The organism is Paenibacillus psychroresistens (assembly GCF_009728935.1).
GTDB classification, from domain to species: domain Bacteria; phylum Bacillota; class Bacilli; order Paenibacillales; family NBRC-103111; genus Paenibacillus_AC; species Paenibacillus_AC psychroresistens.
In genome coordinates, this window is sequence record NZ_CP034235.1 from 389620 (window position 1) to 404936 (window position 15317).

The 15317-nt window shown below is 43.3% G+C and carries 15 protein-coding genes and 1 tRNA gene; 14 read left to right on the plus strand and 2 right to left on the minus strand.

Annotation, left to right across the window (positions count from 1 at the left end; genetic code table 11):
- The first annotated feature begins 6 nt into the window (after positions 1 to 6).
- The 12 genes from hisA to EHS13_RS02020 all read left to right on the plus strand — a co-directional run bounded on the left by hisA (position 7) and on the right by EHS13_RS02020 (position 12625).
- Entirely contained in the window at positions 7 to 768 is a 762-nt protein-coding gene (gene hisA, locus EHS13_RS01965; protein ID WP_155698753.1) for a phosphoribosylformimino-5-aminoimidazole carboxamide ribotide isomerase, read from the plus strand.
- A 744-nt stretch (positions 769 to 1512) separates the two neighbouring features.
- Complete coding sequence (hisF, locus tag EHS13_RS01970; protein ID WP_155698754.1) at positions 1513 to 2271, plus strand: imidazole glycerol phosphate synthase subunit HisF; 759 nt, start codon at positions 1513 to 1515, stop codon at positions 2269 to 2271.
- Positions 2268 to 2948: a bifunctional phosphoribosyl-AMP cyclohydrolase/phosphoribosyl-ATP diphosphatase HisIE gene (hisIE, locus tag EHS13_RS01975; RefSeq protein WP_155698755.1), complete on the plus strand. Its 681-nt coding sequence runs from the start codon at positions 2268 to 2270 to the stop codon at positions 2946 to 2948. The genes hisF and hisIE overlap by 4 nt, the downstream gene beginning before the upstream one ends.
- A gap of 59 nt (positions 2949 to 3007) precedes the next feature.
- A complete protein-coding gene (gene hisJ, locus EHS13_RS01980; RefSeq protein WP_155698756.1) occupies positions 3008 to 3814 on the plus strand; it encodes a histidinol-phosphatase HisJ in 807 nt (268 codons plus the stop codon).
- A gap of 66 nt (positions 3815 to 3880) precedes the next feature.
- A complete protein-coding gene (locus EHS13_RS01985) occupies positions 3881 to 4831 on the plus strand; it encodes a ribose-phosphate diphosphokinase (RefSeq protein ID WP_155698757.1) in 951 nt (316 codons plus the stop codon).
- 129 nt (positions 4832 to 4960) lie between these two features.
- The gene (locus EHS13_RS01990) at positions 4961 to 6748 is read left to right on the plus strand and encodes a tetratricopeptide repeat protein (RefSeq protein ID WP_155698758.1); all 1788 of its coding nucleotides are present in this window, start codon (positions 4961 to 4963) and stop codon (positions 6746 to 6748) included.
- Between the two features lie 71 nt (positions 6749 to 6819).
- A complete protein-coding gene (trxB, locus tag EHS13_RS01995) occupies positions 6820 to 7767 on the plus strand; it encodes a thioredoxin-disulfide reductase (RefSeq protein ID WP_155698759.1) in 948 nt (315 codons plus the stop codon).
- Between the two features lie 90 nt (positions 7768 to 7857).
- Positions 7858 to 8808, plus strand: a complete 951-nt coding sequence (locus EHS13_RS02000; RefSeq protein WP_155698760.1) for an ROK family glucokinase — start codon at positions 7858 to 7860, stop codon at positions 8806 to 8808.
- 608 nt (positions 8809 to 9416) lie between these two features.
- Entirely contained in the window at positions 9417 to 10304 is an 888-nt protein-coding gene (rapZ, locus tag EHS13_RS02005; RefSeq protein ID WP_155698761.1) for an RNase adapter RapZ, read from the plus strand.
- A gap of 16 nt (positions 10305 to 10320) precedes the next feature.
- Positions 10321 to 11301, plus strand: coding sequence for a gluconeogenesis factor YvcK family protein (locus EHS13_RS02010; protein WP_227013757.1), 981 nt, complete (start codon positions 10321 to 10323; stop codon positions 11299 to 11301).
- Between the two features lie 7 nt (positions 11302 to 11308).
- A complete protein-coding gene (gene whiA, locus EHS13_RS02015; protein ID WP_155698762.1) occupies positions 11309 to 12238 on the plus strand; it encodes a DNA-binding protein WhiA in 930 nt (309 codons plus the stop codon).
- A 117-nt stretch (positions 12239 to 12355) separates the two neighbouring features.
- Positions 12356 to 12625, plus strand: coding sequence for an HPr family phosphocarrier protein (locus EHS13_RS02020; RefSeq protein WP_155698763.1), 270 nt, complete (start codon positions 12356 to 12358; stop codon positions 12623 to 12625).
- An 81-nt stretch (positions 12626 to 12706) separates the two neighbouring features.
- On the opposite strand, the gene clpP is transcribed toward EHS13_RS02020, so the two are convergent.
- Both clpP and EHS13_RS02030 read right to left on the minus strand, forming a co-directional pair.
- Complete coding sequence (gene clpP / locus EHS13_RS02025) at positions 12707 to 13312, minus strand: ATP-dependent Clp endopeptidase proteolytic subunit ClpP (RefSeq protein WP_155698764.1); 606 nt, start codon at positions 13310 to 13312, stop codon at positions 12707 to 12709.
- 130 nt (positions 13313 to 13442) lie between these two features.
- Positions 13443 to 13517: transfer RNA gene (locus EHS13_RS02030), tRNA-Arg, on the minus strand.
- Positions 13518 to 13685: 168 nt separating this feature from the next.
- On the opposite strand from EHS13_RS02030, the gene EHS13_RS02035 reads away from it, so the two are divergent.
- Together EHS13_RS02035 and EHS13_RS02040 are read left to right on the plus strand one after the other, a co-directional pair.
- Positions 13686 to 14546, plus strand: coding sequence for a DUF421 domain-containing protein (locus EHS13_RS02035; RefSeq protein WP_155698765.1), 861 nt, complete (start codon positions 13686 to 13688; stop codon positions 14544 to 14546).
- 65 nt (positions 14547 to 14611) lie between these two features.
- Positions 14612 to 15199, plus strand: a complete 588-nt coding sequence (locus EHS13_RS02040; protein WP_155698766.1) for a YitT family protein — start codon at positions 14612 to 14614, stop codon at positions 15197 to 15199.
- Positions 15200 to 15317: the final 118 nt, after the last annotated feature.

Sequence of the window (15317 nt, forward strand, 5' to 3'; positions counted from 1 at the left end):
GATCCCTTGCGATTTAGACCATGCATCGACCTGCACCAAGGCAAAGTTAAGCAAATCGTCGGTGAGACCCTCACTCAAGACAATCAAAACGTCGTCGAAAATTTCGTTTCGGAGCTAGACTCCACCCACTATGCCAAAATGTATCAAAAAGACCAGCTGCGAGGCGGACATATCATCATGTTAGGTAGCGGAAATGAAGCTGCAGCTGTTCAGGCGCTTCAAGCCTATCCAGGCGGTATGCAAATCGGCGGTGGCATTACGGCAGAAAATGCCGCGAGCTACTTGGGAAAAGGAGCCTCTCACATCATCGTGACCTCCTATGTTTTCCGTAATGGTGAGTTGAACATGCCCAATCTTCTAGCCATAGTTGCCGAAATAGGCAAAGAAAATCTGGTCATCGACCTAAGCTGCAAAGAGCGCGACGGCAAATGGTATGTAGTCACCAACCAATGGACCACCTTCAGCGATTTTGAAGTCAATCCAGTGAATATCAGCGAGCTTGAACAATATTGCAGTGAGTTCCTTGTCCATGCCGTAGATGTCGAAGGCAAACAATCCGGCATCCAAAAAACCTTAGCCAGCCAATTATCCCAATGGGTCAGCATCCCGACCACCTATGCAGGCGGCGCCCGCTCTATAGCCGATCTTGAACTTTTCAATAGTCTCACCGCCGGAAAGCTAGACATAACAATCGGCAGCGCATTGGACATCTTCGGTGGAAATTTACCCTATAAACAAGTTGTGGAGTATTGTAATCAACAATCTTAAAGATTAACCTTATAAACTAACTCAAATCCAGGTGAATTTTGAAAATAGCTGCCTTTAGAGCAACTAAATTCCTTGCTTTAGAACTTTCTATTAAAATAGCTGCTTTTAGAGCAACTAATCGTGTTGAAACAATCACTTTAAAGTGCAGTCCACTTTTTAGTTGCCTCAAAAGCACTTAATTCTCATTTCCCCCAATATTCGTTGTCATTTAGTTGCCTTAAAAGCAACTAATCGATTACTGAATTGAAGGATCAAGGGGATTAAGGGGTCTAATGGGTCAAGTCGGTCTTCAGGTCTTCAAGTCTTCAGGTCTTCAAGTCTTCAAGTCTTCAGGTCTTCAGGTTTAAGGCTCTTGATGTGTAAGTAACATGCATGCACTAATTATGTTTTAGTAATGATAAGTCGCAGTTAATGGTATGGATGAGTACTTAAAGTAATATTCCTTTGCCCTAAGTAAGGTTTTCTAAACAAGCGAGTTACTGAGCGATGTTTAAGGCAGGGTTAACTGTGATAAAGGGTGGAGTGGAGGATTGGGGTGGCTAGCTGGAAAGTTTAGGTGTCACATCAGGAGTTTGCGTTAGCAAGCTCACACTACTTGATATTGCATCGTTACCACTTGTTTTATTTCAATAAAAAAGGATGCAATTTCAAGAGTGGCTGTAAGCAGCTACCCTAATCCGCAACGAAAGCTCCTTAATCGTGCAGTTGAACTTTAGCCTTAAACTCCAAAGAAAGGAGCCAACCATGTTAGCCAAAAGAATAATCCCCTGCCTAGACGTCAAAGACGGTCGAGTAGTAAAAGGCGTGAATTTTATTAACCTCCGCGACGCCGGAGACCCAGTAGAGCTAGCCGCGATTTACGATCGCGAAGGCGCCGACGAGCTAGTCTTCCTCGACATTTCCGCTTCCGTAGAAGGACGCGCAACCATGATCGAGGTTGTCCGCAAAACAGCCGGAGAAATCACTATCCCCTTCACAGTAGGTGGCGGCATTGCCGAAGTCGAAGACATGAAGCGAATTCTTCGCGCAGGCGCAGATAAAATCGGCATCAACACCGCTGCGGTGAAAAACCCGAATCTGGTGCTCGATGGCGCGCGTAAATTTGGTTCCCAATGCATTGTTGTGGCGATTGATGCCAAGTATAATGAAGCATGGGGCGAGTGGGAAGTTTATACACACGGCGGTCGGAATGCTTCAGGCATTAAAGCTCTAGCTTGGGCCAAGCAAGTGGAACAGCTAGGTGCCGGTGAGATACTGCTAACGAGTATGGATGCGGATGGAACGAAGGATGGCTTTGATTTAAAGCTAACTCGCGCAGTTTCAGAGCTCTTGACGATTCCGATCATTGCTTCAGGCGGCGCAGGCCGTAAAGAACATTTTTACGATGTATTCACAGAAGGTAAAGCGGATGCAGGGCTGGCCGCAACCATTTTTCATTATAAAGAAATCACGATCAACGAGGTCAAAGCGGATCTCAAACAAAAAGGAGTGGAAATTCGATGACAGCACAATCTCTAAATGAACTAACAGCAAGCATTCGTTGGGATGCACAGGGTTTAATTCCGGCTATTGTCCAGGATGCGGCTAGCAAAGACGTGCTTACTCTAGCTTATATGAACGCGGAATCATTAAAGCTTACGATCGAATCCGGAGAAACTTGGTTTTGGAGCCGTTCTCGTAGTGAGCTTTGGCATAAAGGGGCAACCTCTGGCCATACTCAACAGATTAAATCATTAGCTTACGATTGTGATGCAGACACCATCCTAGTAAAAGTAATTCCCAATGGACCTGCTTGCCATACAGGAAAGCAAGGCTGTTTTTTCAACGAAGTCCAATTACAAACTGACGGAGTTAGCACTTCTCCAACGAAAAACCCACTCCTAAGCACCGACCGTTTCGCTATTTTATCTACACTTGAAGCAACAATTGCAGGGCGGGATGCGGAACGTCCAGAAGGTGCGTATACGACTTATCTTTTTGAAAAAGGCTTAGATAAAATCCTCAAAAAAGTCGGCGAGGAAACAGCAGAAGTTATAATAGCTGCGAAGAATCACGACCAGCAAGAGCTGCGTTATGAAGCGAGTGATTTGATCTTCCATCTCATGGTGCTTTTACGTGAAGAGAAGCTTTCCTTGGACGAAGTAATGGTAGAGCTGGACAACCGTCATAACAAGAAATAAAGGTTTTAATTATTAAATTTATTATTAAACTTATCATTAAAACAAGTGAGGTTAAATCGATGTTTATTGATTACCATACTCATCATGTACGTTGCGGTCACGCTGAAGGCGAGCTGGAGCTGTACGTTAAACGCGGCATTGAAATCGGATTGGACCAATTGGGACTCTCCGACCACATGCCGCTTCTGCATGTCGATCCAGCTACTTATTTCTCGGGTATGGCAATGCCAATGGACGAGCTCCCGCGATATGTCGAGGAGTGTTTTCACCTACAGAATAAGTATAAGGATCAAATCGATATTCGTGTTGGCTTAGAAGGCGATTATATTGAAGGTTATGAATCCGAGATTAAACAAATAATCGATGCTTATCCTTGGGATTATGTGATTGGTTCGGTTCATTTTCTGGGAGAGTGGGATATTTCTGATTTCCGTCAGCTCGATGGCTGGCAAACGCGTGATAATGATGAGGTATATCGTCAATACTACAATGCGGTGCAAAAAGCGGCTCGAACTGGATTTTATGATTATATGGGTCATATTGATGTTATTAAGCGGTTTGGATTTCTGCCCAAAGAGGATGTCAGCGAGCTGGAAAAGCAAACTTTAGATGTAGTTAAGCAGCATGGACTGGCAATCGAATTAAATGCATCGGGTTTACGGATGCCCGCTAAGGAAATGTTTCCCAGCAGAAGAATGCTTGAATACTGCTTCGAACAAAATATACCAATTACTGTCGGATCCGATGCGCACCAGCCTGCAAGATTGGGACAATATCTAGACCAAGCGACCGATTTGTTACGAAATATTGGCTTTACAGAGCTAGCGACCTTTAAAAAACGAAAACGTGAGATGCTGCCCTTTTGAAATCATGCTCGAGCAGTTATAATAATAGTATAGTGTTAAAGCTGTTATCTAGATCAGGGGGTCCATATGAAAAGCAACAAGTTAAAAATATTTTCCGGCTCATCCAACCCAAAGCTCGCTGAACGTATTTCGACGGTGCTTGGACAGCCGCTAGGTAAGATCAAGCTTTCCAAGTTCAAAAGTGGAGAGCATTACTGTTTATACGAAGAAACCATTCGTAATTGTGATGTGTTTATCGTACAAACCTTCTCCCATCCGATTAACGAGCATTTTGTCGAGCTATTAGTCATGATTGATGCAGCTAAAAGAGCATCGGCACGGACGATTAACTTGGTGTTACCTTATTACGGATATTCTAGACAAGAAAGAAAAGCTGCACCGCGTGAGCCCATTTCAGCAAAAATGGTAGCGGATGTACTGACTACTGCTGGAGCGGATCGTGTTATTACGATTGATTTGCATGCACCTGCGATTCAAGGATTTTTCAATATTCCTGTGGATCATTTAACTGCACTTGATTTAATCAGCGACTATATTATTAAGAAAAAAATAATCAATCCAATTGTCGTATCCCCTGATGCAGGACGAGCAACAACAGCTGAGAATTTAGCTAATATTCTATATGCGCCGTTTGCGATGATGATTAAGAAAAGACCGGCTCATAATGAATCGGTTATTACGCATGTTATTGGTGAAGTTGAAGGTCGAACGCCGATTATTATCGAAGATCTAATTGATACAGGCAATACGATTGTCAACGTGGTGGAAAGCTTAAAGGAACGCGGAGCCAATGATATTTATATCTGCGCGACACATCCCGTTTTCTCAGCCAACGCTTTAGAGCGCTTGGACCACCCAAACATTAAAGAAGTGATAATTACCGATTCAATTGCTATTCCCGACAATCATTCATCGCGTTTTACCGTTTTATCAGTTGCAGATTTACTTGCAGATGCGATTCGAATTATTGTTGAAGGTGGCTCATTAAGTTCCTTGTTCAAGTATGGCGGCGTCTAGCTACTGGCTTTATTATGTTTTAGGCAATTAATTCGAGTTGTGATATACTGCAATTGTACTGGTAGCGGGCTGGGAAATGCTCCGAAATCTCACTAGCCGTACATACCCGAAACCATCGGAGGTGCTCTTATGGCAAAGAAAAAGCTTGTAGTAACTGAACAACCGAAGCCTAAACAAAAAGTAATCTCCCTTCAAATGGATGCTACATTCTTCTTTGAAAGAGCGGTTCGTTCGTTGGATCGGCTGCATTATGATAAAGCGCTGAAGTATTTTCGCCGTGCGGTTGATTATGAACCGGACAATCCAGTAAATCATTGCAACCTAGCCGGAATTCTTTCCGAGATGGGCAATTACAGTGAGTCTAATCAAATTTTGCAGCAAATCATAGATCAAGTCGATACGACCATGACGGAATGTTATTTCTACATGGCTAATAATTATGCGAATATGGAAGATTTCGAGTCTGCCGAGAAGGCAATCATTCAGTATTTAGAGAATGACTCGGTGGGTCAGTTCCTGGATGAGTCCGAGGAAATGATTGAGCTGTTAAGCTATGAATTAGAAAGACCTACCCCTATCACAGCGATCAAGAGCAGAGAAGGTCTTTTTGAGCATGATAATGCGCGCGCTCTACTTGAAGAAGGCCGATTTGCTGAAGCGGTACGGATTTTACAAAGATTGATTAAAAAGCATCCTGATTTTTTGGCGGCGCGTAATAATTTGGCCTTGGCCTATTATTATATGGGGCGTTTCGAGAAAGCTATGGAAACCATAGCTCAGGTTATCGAGATTGATTCTGGCAATATGCATGCTTTATGTAATATGGCGATTTTCTATCAGCACGCAGGTGCCAAGGAAAAGCTGGCGGATTTATTGGCGCTCTTGCGCAAAACCTTTCCCTTCCACCAAGACCATGTTTTCAAACAAGCGACAACAATGGGGATTCTAGGTGAGCACGAAACCGCCTATCTCCTGTTCAAAAGGTTACTTAGAAGCGGAGACGCTTCATCCGATCCTTGTTTATTTCATTATGCTGCAGTTGCAGCTTATAATATTGGACGATTTGCTGAAGCTCAGAAGCTGTGGCTGCAGACCGAAAAACTCGATCCCAAATCCGATATCCCGCGCTTCTATTTAAGCCAACTCAAGCAAGGCAACCGCATTACTCCAACGAACCCGCATCATGGAGATTCGACTGCTATTAGCTATCATTACCATCTTCCCTTCGAGGAACAGTTCCGTATGCTGGAGCGCTCAAGTGAAGGGATTCCAGACTATATGCAACGGGATCCATTAGTCCGTTCCTCTTTCTTTTGGGCATTGCGGCATGGGGATATGGAAACGAAGCTGCAGGTCATTCAAGCCTTCGGGATTATTGCGGATAGTGAAGTTGAAGATGCGCTTAAGGAATTCTTACTGGAACCTAATGAAGATGACTATCTTAAAAAAGTCGCCTTCTTCGTATTGCGCAGTATGGGTGCTGATGCGCCGTTGCAAGCAGTGCTTGAAGGGGAATCTACGTTGATTCATTCCAAACCATTTTCGCCGAATTTACCAATTTGGGAGCCAGAGTGGCAGCAAGTGCTTGAATTGGCCTTGCAACAAATGCACAAACGCTACGATATGATTCAACAGCATGATCTAGAAACCTTGTGGGTGGAATTCCTTACACGAATTTATCCAAATGCTCCTAAGATCGCCAAAAGCACGGGCTGGGCAGCAGCGCTTGAATACTTGACTGCTAAGATGCACCGTAGAGCCATTTCGTATGGTGAAGTAGCAGAACGCTATAAAATTTCGGTCGCGACAGTTAGCAAATATGTAAAGATAATCGATCAAACCTGCAAGCTCAAAGAAAAAATGGATGCGATTTTTCCTAAATTCGCCAATGTGGTGCGACAAGGAAATGATTCATAAATAACAGACTACGCATAAAAGCGTATGCTTACGAAGTCAGTTTTCTGACGAAAACTCTGAGGAGGAATATCATGTATAAATCAATCGTTATTGGCACAGGTCCAGCGGGACTTACAGCCGCCATTTATTTGGCTCGCGCGAACTTGAACCCTTTGGTAATTGAAGGACCAGAACCAGGCGGACAGCTGACTACAACAACGGAAGTAGAGAATTTCCCAGGCTTCCCTGAAGGTATTATGGGACCTGAGCTTATGGATAACATGCGTAAGCAAGCCGAACGCTTCGGTGCAGAATTCCGTACAGGATGGGTCAATACCATTGATTTATCCAAAAGACCATTCAAGCTTTCTGTTGAAGGTATCGGTGAATTGGAAGCTGAATCCGTGATTATCTCCACAGGCGCATCCGCACGTTTATTGGGAATTACCAATGAGAAAGAAAATATCGGACGGGGTGTCAGCACTTGTGCAACCTGTGACGGCTTTTTCTTCCGTGGTAAAAAAATTATCGTAGTTGGCGGCGGAGATTCCGCTATGGAAGAAGCGCATTTCTTAACTAAGTTTGCGAGCAACGTAGAACTGGTACATCGTCGCAATGACTTGCGTGCATCGAAGATCATGCAAGACCGCGCACGCGGCAATGAAAAAATTAGCTGGGGCTTAAATCGTACTCCTTTAGAAGTAGTGGCTGGTGATAAAGGCGTTACAGGACTTAAGGTGCTTAATAACGAAACGGGTAAAGAGGAAGTTATCGAAACCGACGGTATTTTTGTAGCTATTGGACATACACCTAATACAAGCTTCCTTAAAGGTCAGATTACGACAGATGAGAATGGCTACATTGTTGTAACTCCGGGGACTTCCGAAACGAATATCCCAGGCGTTTTTGCTTGCGGAGACGTTCAGGATCATAAATATCGTCAAGCAATTACAGCAGCAGGCAGTGGTTGTATGGCGGCTCTGGACTGTGAGAAATTCTTAGACGGTCATGTTGTTCACGATTGGAGCCAAGCGCTTTAAGCTTTTCAGATAATGATTAAGAAGTAGTAAAACTTCTGAGTCCTACTTATTTAGAGTAGGGCTCCTACCATGTTATAGAGGTGAAATGGAATGGCTAACAACATTTACATTGGTGTCGATCTTGGGGGCACCAGCATTAAAGTAGGGATTTGTGATGAGAACGGCAAACTGCTCCATCAAATGGAGGGACCAACAGAATCCGAAGGCGGACCTGAGGTTGTCATTAAAAACATCGCGAATTATGTTCGTGAAATTGTCGCTAGCTCTTCTTACCACTGGGATCAGGTTGCTGGAATCGGTGCAGGAATTACCGGGTTTTTGGATATTAAAGAGGGTATAGTGAAGCTTTCAGGCAATTTAGGATGGCACGATGTACCCGTTAAAAAGATGCTGGAAGCCCATCTTGGAAAAACCGTGAAAATTGATAATGATGCCAACGTTGCTGCTTTGGGCGAAGCTTGGGGCGGAGCAGGTGCAGGTATTCCTAACCTGGTTTGTTATACGCTTGGAACGGGTGTCGGCGGTGGAATTATCATCAATTCCCAAATATATGTTGGCTCCACAGGTGTTGCAGGTGAGCTAGGGCACATCGCCATAGTTCCTGATTTGGAAGCGATTGTTTGTGGTTGTGGGCAAATGGGTTGCTTAGAAACAGTTTCTTCGGCAACGGGAATTATTCGCATGGCTAAAGATGCAGTAGAACGTGGCGATAAAACCTCGCTTGCGCTAGTCGAGCATATCCAAGCTAAGGAAGTATTCGATGCAGCTAAGCAAGGCGACGAAGTGGCTTTACGTATCGTAAACCGCGCTGCTTTCTATCTCGGCAAATCGATGGCAACCTTAGCGGTCGTATTAAACCCGCAACGCTTTATCCTCGGCGGCGGCGTTTCCAAAGCTGGCGAAATTCTGTTTGCGCCCGCTCGTGAAATTTTCAAAAGATTCACTCCAGAGCCAGCACAAGAAGGCGTTGATATCGTCCCAGCAACCTTGGGCAATGATGCCGGTGTCATCGGCGCAGCCGGTCTTAATCTTCATAGATAAAGCTTTGACAAGAGCGCGAACAGAGCATAAACCCAACAATGAACCGCGAACAGTAGCTGTAACGATGAAAAACATGCTAACAGCAGCAAGCAAACCAGTTCTCAATCCCGTAAGGATGAAAAACATCGCAACAGCACATAGTCCCTACAACTAGAACTTCGAACAGTAACTGTAACGATGAAAAACATGCTAACAGCAGCAAACAAACTAGTTCTCAATCCTGTAAGGATGAAAATCAGCCTTACAGCTTGATCTTCAAGTGTTTTGAAGTCTGTAAGCTGAGAATCAGCCTTACAGCTCGATTTTTAAGTCATATGAGCGCTGCAAGCTCATAAACTACGGTACTGTAACTGTAAGCATAGCTAAAGTAAAGTGTTCGGTTGGATTCTTTCATGAAAATGAGATGCATAGTGAGTAGTGGAACGGGTGTATGTACCTAAGAGGCGACTTTTGTAGGCGTGTTTCTTCTTTCCGGAGGCCCATTAAATAAAAGGAAACACGTCTGCAACGGAGCCCGTGGTACTTATACCCGTGCAACAGCACTATCTTTAATCTCCTTTTCATATATATTATTTACCGCCGAAGTATTTTTTAGGGAGGTCTTACCCGTGGAAGAAAGAATTGCTTTAGCCAAGCTAGTCATCATCACAGGAATGTCAGGAGCAGGGAAAACCATCGCGGTACAAAGCCTAGAGGATCTCGGTTTTTTCTGCGTGGATAACCTGCCGCCCGTGCTCATTCCTAAATTTGCTGAGTTAATAGAGCAATCCAATGGCAAGATCGGCAAAGTGGCCTTGGTCATTGATTTGCGTGGTAGAGAATTTTTTACTTCCCTGTCTGAATCTTTACGTTACATCAAAGAAAATTACACATTGAACTATGAAATCCTCTTTCTCGATGCAACGGATTCCGTGCTGGTACAGCGTTATAAAGAGAGTCGCCGCAGGCATCCCCTAGCTACAGACGGGGTACCCTTGGATGGCATCAATAATGAACGCAAGCTGCTGGAGGAATTGAAAGGTTTGGCCACGCAAGTCATTGATACTAGCAACCTGAAGCCAAACCAATTAAAAGAAAGCATCATCTCTCGCTTCAATCAATTGGATGGCGATATGCTTACACTCAATGTAATCTCCTTTGGATTTAAATATGGCATTCCGATTGATGCAGATTTGATCTTTGATGTACGTTTTCTACCCAATCCGCATTATATTGAGAGTATGCGACCGAATACAGGTCAGGATCCGGAAGTTTACGAATATGTAATGAAATGGGGAGAAACACAAGAGTTTCTGACCAAGCTGCTGGATATGCTTCATTTTCTAATTCCCCAGTACAAAAAAGAAGGAAAAAGCCAAGTAGTTGTGGGCATTGGCTGTACGGGAGGCAAGCATCGCTCAGTAGCGATTGCTGAATACATGGGGCGAGTCATGGGCTCAAGTGAAACAGAAGTTGTTCGCATAAGCCATCGTGACGCAGAGCGTGACCGCCATTAGGGGGGAGTGAGTCAGATTGGACCAGAAGGAATCAAAGCTTCCAAAGATTGTAGTGATTGGGGGCGGAACCGGTCTTTCGGTCATGCTGAGAGGGTTGAAAGAACGCGAGCTCGACATAACGGCCATTGTCACGGTTGCAGATGATGGAGGCAGCTCAGGGATTCTAAGATCGGAGCTGCAGATCCCCCCACCTGGCGATATACGCAACGTACTTATCTCTTTAGCGGATGTAGAGCCCTTGCTCTCACAAATGTTCCAATATCGGTTTAAAGCAGGTAAAGGTTTAGCTGGTCATAGCTTGGGAAACCTAATTTTAGCGGCGATGACAGATATCACAGGAGATTTCGCTTTGGCTGTACGAGAATTGAGTCGAGTTTTTGCCGTTCGAGGTCGAGTATTGCCTGCAACAAGTCATGCGATAGTATTAAAAGCTGAAATGGCTGACGGCACAATCGTTGAAGGAGAGTCATCCATTCCTAAAGCGGGCGGAATCATTCGCAGAGTATTCATCGAACCACCGGATGTGGAGCCTTTGGCAGAAGCATTAGTTGCCCTACAGGAGGCAGATGCAATCCTGCTTGGTCCGGGAAGTTTATACACAAGCATACTTCCCAATGTACTAGTGCCTGGAATTGCTAAAGCGATCATGGAATCCAACGCTGTCAAAATATATATCTGCAACGTGATGACACAGCCAGGAGAAACGGATGGTTACTCGGTTAGTGATCACTTGCAAGCGGTTCACGATCATGTGGGCCAGCAATTATTCGATTATGTGATTGTCAATAATGGTGAAATTCCACCTCAGGTTCAGCAGAAATATGCCGAAAAAGGTGCAAAAGCCGTCCATTTAGATCTGGAGGAAGTGACCAATCGCGGCTATCAAGTCATTGCCGATACTCTTGTATTATTCCGTACGTATTTGCGGCATGATGCGGAAAAACTAAGCCATCATATTTACCAGTTGGTCAGTGATTGGATGTTGAAGAAGAGGTGAGTGCTTTATGTCTTTCGCGGCTGAAACCAAAAAGGAATTGACCCTGATTGAGAGCGGCGCTTGTTGTGAGATTACAGAGCTTTCGGCATTGATTCGGATGAATGGCGCCGTACAGATTTCAAGTCAAAAAGTAGTTCTGGATATTTCTACAGAGAATGCAGCCATTGCCAGACGTATTTACTCCTTAATTAAAAAAACATTTAGTATCCATACCGAGCTTCTCGTTCGTAAAAAAATGCGGCTGAAAAAAAATAATGTTTATATCGTTCGAATACCGAACCAAGTACAGGAAGTGTTAAGCCAGCTCCATATTGTCACCGAGGGCTTTCAATTTGCCACGAAGATTGATAAAGGGCTGATTAAGAATAATTGCTGCAAAAGAGCCTATCTCCGCGGTGCATTTCTTGCCGGCGGTTCTGTTAATAATCCAGAAGGATCTTCCTATCACCTTGAAATTGCTTCGATGTATGAGGAGCATTGTCAGTCACTTGTACAGCTGGCCAATCGATTTCACTTGAATGCGAGATGTATCGAACGTAAAAAAGGTTTTGTGTTCTACATCAAAGAAGGCGAAAAAATTATTGAGTTCTTGAGCTTAATTGGAGCTCATCAAGCGTTATTGCGTTTTGAAGATGTGAGAATCATGAAAGATATGCGAAATTCAGTCAATCGTATTGTTAATTGTGAAACGGCTAACCTGAATAAAACCATTGGTGCCGCGGTGAGACAGCTGGATAATATCCGACTTATTCAAAGAGAGCTTGGTCTGGAGAACCTGCCGGAGAAGCTAAGAGTTGTTGCAGAAATTCGTTTGAAGCATCCCGATGTTAACCTACAAGAGGTTGGCGATCTGCTTAATGGAGCGGTAAGTAAGTCGGGAGTTAACCACCGATTACGCAAAATTGACGAGCTTGCAGACAAACTTCGAAAATCTTAATGACAAGTGTCTTTCTTCCCCTCATAAAGAATGGTATAATGATTGAAATATGTATTTTTCATTTAATTTAGATAAACAGATAATTGTCGTTAACAAGTAATTGGGGGGTAAAGGTTCATGTCGAAACGACCCGTTGTCGTCAAATTAAGAACAGGCTTACATGCAAGACCAGCAGCATTGTTCGTTCAAGAGGCTAATAAATTTTCTTCAGAGGTTTTTGTGGAGAAGGATGAGAAGAAAGTTAATGCCAAGAGCATAATGGGTATTATGAGCTTAGCTATCAGCTCTGGAACAGAAGTTGTCATCAGCGCTGAAGGTGCGGATTCTGAGCAGGCTGTAAACGCTTTAGCTGTTCTTGTAGGTAAAGAAGAACTAGAGAATCAATAATCATACAATATGACCAAAAAACCAGCTTTGAATCATGCATAAGCATGTTCGAAGCTGGTTTTTAAGTTGTTTATTTAGGAATTATGGTTTAGCAATAACTTCAGCAGGTTGGATGACTTTATCGATCAATCCATAAGCCAATGCTTCATCCGCACTCATGAAGAAATCGCGATCTGTATCCTTGTCCAAGCGTTCAATTGGATTTCCTGAACGTTCAGCCATAATGCCGTTAAGCTTCTCGCGCAGCTTGATAATTCGGTTAGCACGAATCATAATATCACTGGCTTGACCTTCTGCACCACCAAGAGGCTGGTGAATCATGACTTCGCTGTTAGGCAATGCAAAACGTTTGCCTTTAGCACCGGCGGTTAGAAGAAATGCGCCCATTGATGCGGCCATGCCTACACAGATCGTAGAAACATCTGGTTTAATAAATTGCATGGTATCGTAAATCGCCATTCCTGATGTAATCGAACCGCCAGGACTGTTAATATAAATGCTAATGTCTTTCTCGGAGTCCTGCGCCGCAAGAAACAACAATTGAGCAATAATTGCATTTGCTACTTGATCGTTAATTCCGCTGCCAAGAAATATGATGCGATCCTTCAATAAACGGGAGTAGATATCGTATCCGCGTTCACCACGTGCATCTTGTTCCACAACCATGGGTATAAAATTCGAGTTCATGCGCAAATCCTCCTTTAGAGCATTGAATGAGTGAATCTAATCTTATCATAGCGAAAAACGCTACAAAGGTCAAGAAAGGTCAAAGACTCTTTTTTAAAAAACCTCTTAACGAGGTAGATGTGACATAATATGGCGCGCCCATGAGGAATCGGACCTCAATCTCAGGCTTCGGAGGCCTGCGTCATATCCATTGGACCATGGGCGCATAGAAGTTAAAAAGTGCCATTTCATAGGGTTTCCCCATTGTAGCAAGCAAAAACCATTATATGATATGCGAATGTGAAAAGCAAGTAACAAGACGATGACATAAAAATAAGCAATTAAACAAATAATCTTTAAAGGGAATGATGCTGAGGATAGGAGAATTAAATAAATGTCAAAAGAACTGGAAGTAGTCATACGTACATTAGTAGCCATACTTGTGCTTTTCTTTTTAACAAAAATGCTCGGTAAACGACAAGTCAGTCAGCTGTCATTGTTTGAATACATTACGGGTATCACGATTGGGAGTATTACGGCTTACGTTTCGCTTGATTTGGATACCAATTGGCATTTAGGAGTCATTGCTTTAGTGGTATGGGTTCTTGTATCGATTGGTGTTGATTATCTGCAGCTGAAGAGCAAAACCATGAGAGATCTGATTGACGGCAAGCCAAGGATTCTAATTAAATCAGGCAAAATTCTCGAAGATAATTTGAAAAAGGAACGAGTAACAAGCGATGACCTTATGATGCAGCTGCGCAAAAAAAATGTTTTCTTAGCAGCCGATGTGGAGTTTGCGGTTATGGAGCCCAATGGGGATATTGATGTGCTGCTTATGCGCGAGAATCAACCGCTTACCCCTAAGCATTTAGGAATAAAGGTGGCGCCAGGTGTGGCATCACAAGCTGTGATAATGGATGGTAAAGTCATCGGAGAGCCATTGGCTGCAGCAGGGTTTAGTAGAGAGTGGTTAAAAACAGAGCTGGATAAAATCGGCGTCAGCATTGAAAATGTATTCCTTGGGCAAGTGGATGGATATGGGCAATTGTATGTGGATCTGTTTGATGACATGCTAAAAGTACCAAAGCCCCAGTTAAAAGCTGTTCTTTTTGCAACTTTAAAGAAATGTGAGGCCGATCTTGAGCTGTTCAGTTTAGGAACCAAAAACGAACAGGCTAAGCAAATGTACGAGCAATGTGCAACCAAGCTGCAAAAAACAATCACGGAGCTGACGCCATTGCTCCATCGTTAAAAGTTAACCTATAACTTCAATACTGAGCATATAATCTGACAAGCCCTCACAAGGAGTTGGATTAAATGTTAGTTATACCCAAAATATTTGCAATCATTTTAGGAAGTATCTTTATTGCTGTGGGTATTAATTTTTTTTTAGTGCCCTTTCAGGTGCTGGATGGCGGAATGATTGGGATTTCGCTGATTCTTAATTATATATGGGAAACGCGAATAGGGCTGATGATTATGATCCTAAGCTTGCCTATTTTCATTTACGCCTTCTGCTTCCACCGCGAATATTTTTTTGAGAGTATATCGGGGATGTTGGTTTCCGCTTTTATGATCGATTTATTTGCCCCCTTTCAATATTATTTTATTTACTATATCGAGCTAACCGCCTATACGAGTGCTGTATTAGGCGGTGCATTAGTAGGCATAGGCTTGGGTCTTATGTTGCGATTTAAGACAAGCACAGGCGGTACGGACTTGATCGCCCAATTACTAACGAATTGGATTCCGATTAACGTAGGGGTACTTATTTTTATAATGGATTTCATGATTATTGGTTTAGGCGGCTTATTGATTTCTCTTGAAACCTTTTATTATTCGGCCTTAACGATTGCAGCTGGAGGGGTCACGACTAGCTTGTTGAATATGAAAGGAAAGAACTAGGACTATTTTCAGTGTTGCTTTATTGAGCTATATTAGATACAATGAGATTGAAAGTTCTTCTTTTTTTGCCGTAGTGGGACATTAAATGTTGATGTGGGTCGTTTTACGTCCAACTGAA